Source organism: Fulvivirga aurantia, from assembly GCF_009711475.1.
GTDB lineage: Bacteria > Bacteroidota > Bacteroidia > Cytophagales > Cyclobacteriaceae > Fulvivirga > Fulvivirga aurantia.
Genome location: NZ_SMMD01000615.1, coordinates 1 through 4,631, shown reverse-complemented (window position 1 = coordinate 4,631; position 4,631 = coordinate 1). Strand labels below are relative to the sequence as shown.

5 protein-coding genes and 1 tRNA gene are annotated in these 4,631 nt (G+C 38.9%); 1 reads left to right on the top strand and 5 read right to left on the bottom strand.

Annotation, left to right across the window (positions count from 1 at the left end; translation table 11 throughout):
- A partial coding sequence (locus tag E1176_RS20540) for a GTPase (RefSeq protein WP_185152652.1) occupies nt 1-276 on the bottom strand: 276 nt, incomplete at its 3' end.
- A gap of 126 nt (nt 277-402) precedes the next feature.
- On the opposite strand from E1176_RS20540, the gene E1176_RS05760 reads away from it, so the two are divergent.
- Nucleotides 403-475: transfer RNA gene (locus E1176_RS05760), tRNA-Met, on the top strand.
- 339 nt (nt 476-814) lie between these two features.
- Here E1176_RS05760 and E1176_RS05755 read toward each other — a convergent pair.
- The 4 genes from E1176_RS05755 to E1176_RS05740 all read right to left on the bottom strand — a co-directional run.
- Nucleotides 815-1,840: a potassium channel family protein gene (locus tag E1176_RS05755; RefSeq protein WP_155209612.1), complete on the bottom strand. Its 1,026-nt coding sequence runs from the start codon at nt 1,838-1,840 to the stop codon at nt 815-817.
- Nucleotides 1,841-1,842: 2 nt separating this feature from the next.
- Nucleotides 1,843-2,229, bottom strand: coding sequence for an S-adenosylmethionine decarboxylase family protein (locus E1176_RS05750; protein WP_155209611.1), 387 nt, complete (start codon nt 2,227-2,229; stop codon nt 1,843-1,845).
- A 6-nt stretch (nt 2,230-2,235) separates the two neighbouring features.
- A complete protein-coding gene (locus E1176_RS05745; RefSeq protein WP_155209610.1) occupies nt 2,236-3,780 on the bottom strand; it encodes a polyamine aminopropyltransferase in 1,545 nt (514 codons plus the stop codon).
- Nucleotides 3,781-3,853: 73 nt separating this feature from the next.
- Nucleotides 3,854-4,631 (bottom strand): DUF350 domain-containing protein (locus E1176_RS05740; RefSeq protein ID WP_155209609.1); only part of this gene is annotated, 778 nt, incomplete at its 5' end.

Below are 4,631 nucleotides of genomic sequence, written 5' to 3'. Positions count from 1 at the left end.
TACAACATCGGCATCTTCAAGGGAATAATTGACGAAATGCATCATCGACTCCTGCAGCTGATATTGAGGTTTTATGATACCTGGGGTGTCAGAATATACTATCTGAAAATCTTTTCCAGAAATAATACCCATGATTCTATGCCTGGTTGTCTGAGCTTTAGAAGTAATTATTGAAAGCTTTTCTCCTACCATTTGGTTCATCAACGTAGATTTGCCTACATTTGGCTTTCCAATGATGCTTACAAAGCCGGCCTTGTGATTTGAGGTGTCAGTCATTTTTTTAAGAATTATTTTACAAAGGTACTTGATTTTTAAAAATAGTAACTCTACCTTTGTAATCCTTTTGAAAAACGAAGGGAAAAATTGAGAAGCAGGGTTACCCGATAGCCCATAAAAATATATCGCGGGGTGGAGCAGTTGGTAGCTCGTCGGGCTCATAACCCGAAGGTCACAGGTTCGAGTCCTGTCCCCGCTACTAAGGTGAAGGAAGCTGAAATTCAGCTTCCTTTTTTTATGCCCTGTCCCTAATGCATCACTACTTCTAGTGATTATAAATTACCTACATCTAGCGATTGTCTTAAAAGATTGAAAACCTGACCTTTACATAGCCAAAAGATGTTATCCTCAACAGGATATGAAATCAATTTTATTTTATAAAAGATCAGGTTATGGGTAGTGTAAATGACTTCGAAAAAGTATTGATTAGGTTTCAGGAAAGGATAGCTCAAAGCCCTCATGAAAAGCACAGAGTGGTTAGACAATTAATAAAATCAACGAAGTGCCCATATTTGAAACAAAAAATAGAAGAGGTCTATTAAGCCCCTTCTTTCACGCCAAAAGATTTTTCTAATTGTTTTTTGCTTGTACCGTCTGAGATTAGGATGAAATATTCACCTAATTTTAAGATATGATCTGAATCTGGGTTTTTTAGCACCTCATTATTGCTCACCAACCCAATCGCCACGGCATTAAACTTCTCTTTGAGCTTGTAAAATGCGTCTATGTATTTAGAATTTAAGAAAGGATTCGACTCAGTAATTCTATATTGCTGAATGTCCGAATCTGTGTCTGAGACACTTGTGGTGATTAAATCTTCAGTATAGGCGGCTACCTGGGGTTCGAAGATATAACTGGCGACTAATCGAGAGGCTACCACAGATTGAGCGATAACGTAGTGTATTCCTGCATTTTTAAAAGTACCAACCAACTCTGGATTTCGGCAGGTGACTACAATATTTACATTTGGAAAGACCTTTTGGAGGTTTAGAATAAAAACCAGATTGTCTGTGTCTTCTTCGAAGTTGACGTAAACGGCTCTTGATTCTGTAATATTTACCTTATTGAAGGCATCGGTATTTTTATAATCGGCAAATAGGCAGAAGCATCTATCGGTGGGGAAGACATCTTTTATGAGGTCTATATCACTTTTAGAATTAACCACGAAGGCAACTTTGTGTCCTGTGTTTAATATTTGTTCTGCCACCTGATGGCCGAAGTCATTCCAGCCAATAATGATGTAGTGATTTTCGAAATTTGTACCCCAATAGCCACTTTTTTTCTTTTCCATATACCGATTTATTTTGTTTGTGATTTCACCAATTATATATCCTAAAACTCCAATACTCCCCACGATAAGAAGTAGTCCTAATATTTTGCCTGTAGGAGTGACAGGGAAAAAATCTCCATAACCCACCGTAGTTAGTGTAACGATGGCATACCAGAAGGCATCAGAAATATTCTTTATGTTGCTGTCTGGAGAAGATGACTCCAGATAGCCAATAAGGCAAATGACCAGCACATAGAATAAAAATGCAGCTAGAATGTATTTCCATTTCTTCATAATTATGAATGCTTTTTATTCTTTACACTTAAAACTTCTGGTTTGCTTAAACTCATCTGGTCCGTTTCAAAATTAATTTCCAATCCACTATTGTAAAGGCTTTTTTTAAACTCATTGGTTTTGTGTGCATTGCATCCGCTTAATTCGATATAGCTCCATTCGTGCTGAGGAAAAGTATGAATGGCTAAATGCGACTCTGCCAAGAGCCAGATAGCGGTATAGCCCTGAACAGGGAAGAAATGCTCCGAAAAATTCAACACGGTAAACTCGTTCTTAGAAAGAAGCTTGTTGAAAGTTTCTTTTAATAGGTCAGGTGAGATATCGCGTGCCCAAAATCTGAGGTTGTAAATTTCAGGTGATAGTGATTTATAATCTAGTTTTTCTAGCATGGCTCTTTAATAAAGGTCCCAATTTCCGTTTAAATAGTATTTGTAAAGTACCGGATCGTGAATTCGGTTTACTTTAACTGTATCCTTACTCCAGAGGTAAGTGTCTTTACCAAATGAGGTCATCAGCTGCATAGCCTCATTATTAATCCATTTGGTGTCTATTTCAGCAAAATCCAGTTGCTGCAAAATTGCTTTCAGGTCCTTATGGGGCGATTGTTTTTGTCCTAAACTCCAGCCCCACTCGCCCATGGTAATGACTTGATTGTGCATTGGTTGTGTGGTAAACCCTGCCTCTTTCATTGTTTCTACTACACTTAAAAATGCTCTGGTTGCAAAATAGGGGCTGCCTGCCTGGGTTACAATTACACCTTGTGGTCTTAATCTTCTGAAGCAACTTCTGTAAAACTCATAACTATATAGCCTGCCTAATTCTACAGATCTGGGGTCAGGAAGGTCGATGATAATTACATCGTAATAGCTCTCATCATTCTGAATAAGTGAAAAGCCATCGGTGTTGATTATTTCTACTTTTGAATTATTGAGGGCATTGTTGTTAAGTGATGTGAGTATTGGGTGTGTTTGCCCCAAAGTAGTCATGGCCGGATCTAGATCAACGAGCTTAATAGAATCAACAGAGTTGTACTTGAGTATTTCTCTCACCGCACAACCATCGCCACCGCCAAGTACCAATACGTTTTTAGGCCTCGGGTGCAGCTTCATTGCAGGATGCACAAGTGGTTCATGATACATGATTTCATCTCTTGTACACAACTGCTGATTGCCATTAAGATAGAGCCAGTGATCGTCTTTCCACTGTGTGATTACAATGCGCTGATAGGGTGTCTGCTCGCTATATACGACCTTATCCTGGTACTTACTCTGCTCACCAAAAAGAATAATGGGTTTAGCCACAAGTAAACCTGTGATGAGTAAACACATTATAGTTGTACCTGCTGTAAGTATGACTTTTTTATCTTTCTGAACGATAATATCCCAAAGTCCGATTACCAGCATGATTGATACAACCAGGTTGATGAAACCCAGAACAAAAGGGGTGTACATTAAACCAAGTAATGGCAAGCCAATAAAGGCAAAGAACACACCACCGAGCAAACTGCCGTAATAGTCGTTTTCAAGAATAGAAGAAATATTATACCTCAGCTTCTCAAACTTATTGTTCATGCGTATCACAAGTGGCACCTCCATGCCGATCAATAAACCAATACTGATGGCGAGTACATAAATAAGAATACCGTAAGCAGAAGTGTAAGCCGAGGCTGTGTATACAAGCAAAGGAGAAAAAGAGACTAAAAATGACAGTGTAAACTCTATCAATAGAAATTTCTTGAGCAGATCAGTCTGAAAGACTTTACTTATTCTGCTTCCTAGCCCCATAGAGAATAGCATCAATGAGATAATCATTATCCATTGTAAAATAGAATTGCCAAGAAAGTAAGTGGCCAAAGTAGAAAGTATGTACTCAGCTACTACACCAGAAAATCCTGTGGCAAAAATTGCTGCTTTTAGTAAAGTTGATCTCTTAATAGTCATTGTATCTCCACCCGCTTTTTAAGACAGTTCACTGCCTAATCATTCATTCACGAAAAAAAGAATGGTGCCTAAATTATAGACACCAAGTAATTAAAATTGAGCTACCTATGTAGGCAAAGGCCTCTATAGTAGCTGCTCCGATGTTTGGATTTTCCTGGTTTACAATTTCGTCAGTAAGGCTGGCACCAGGCAATAGAATTTTGTCTGTAACCAATCGCATTACTGGTAGTAATATAAGCCCGATAAGTACTTCGAGTCCTGCTTCTGACAGCGTGACACCCCAGCTTTCAAACTCCCCATGCAGTCCAAAACTTATAAGATTGCCAACAGCCACTATTGCGCCTGCAAAACCAACACCCACAGCCACATTGTCTTTCTCAATATGCTCATGTATGTCGTATGGAGTGATGAGGTTATAAACCTTTGCGACTATAATAAGAACTACCTGCCCGAGCGCCCAGAAAACTACTGCCGTAGTAAGGCCGCCAACTAAACTGCTGCTTTCGCCAGTAATGGCACCGAATATAATTAAACCGGATGCAATAGATACAGCGCCTTCGATGATACCCACACCTGCGTTTTGGTCTTCGATGATTTCCTTTCTTACAGAAAACTGATTGAGAAGTAGCTTGTCAGTCAGTACAACTGAAATATTTAGTAAAATTATAGCCAGGCCACCGTAAATGGAGATGTCGATTATATCATTTACCAGCCCTTCTGATGGGCCAATAATAGCACTACCTATGGCGATGAGTAGACCTACGAAATAGCCAACATGTGCAAGGCTAAAAGCTAGATTATCCTTTACCACCAATTCTTCTTTTACATTGATTTTGCTATGAAATAATTGA

Excerpts from the sequence above, each read along its gene's own strand:
- E1176_RS05755 (WP_155209612.1), bottom strand. The coding sequence starts at position 1,840 with ATGAAGAAATGGAAATACATTCTAGCTGCATTTTTATTCTATGTGCTG.
- E1176_RS05750 (WP_155209611.1), bottom strand. The coding sequence starts at position 2,229 with ATGCTAGAAAAACTAGATTATAAATCACTATCACCTGAAATTTACAAC.
- E1176_RS05745 (WP_155209610.1), bottom strand. The coding sequence starts at position 3,780 with ATGACTATTAAGAGATCAACTTTACTAAAAGCAGCAATTTTTGCCACA.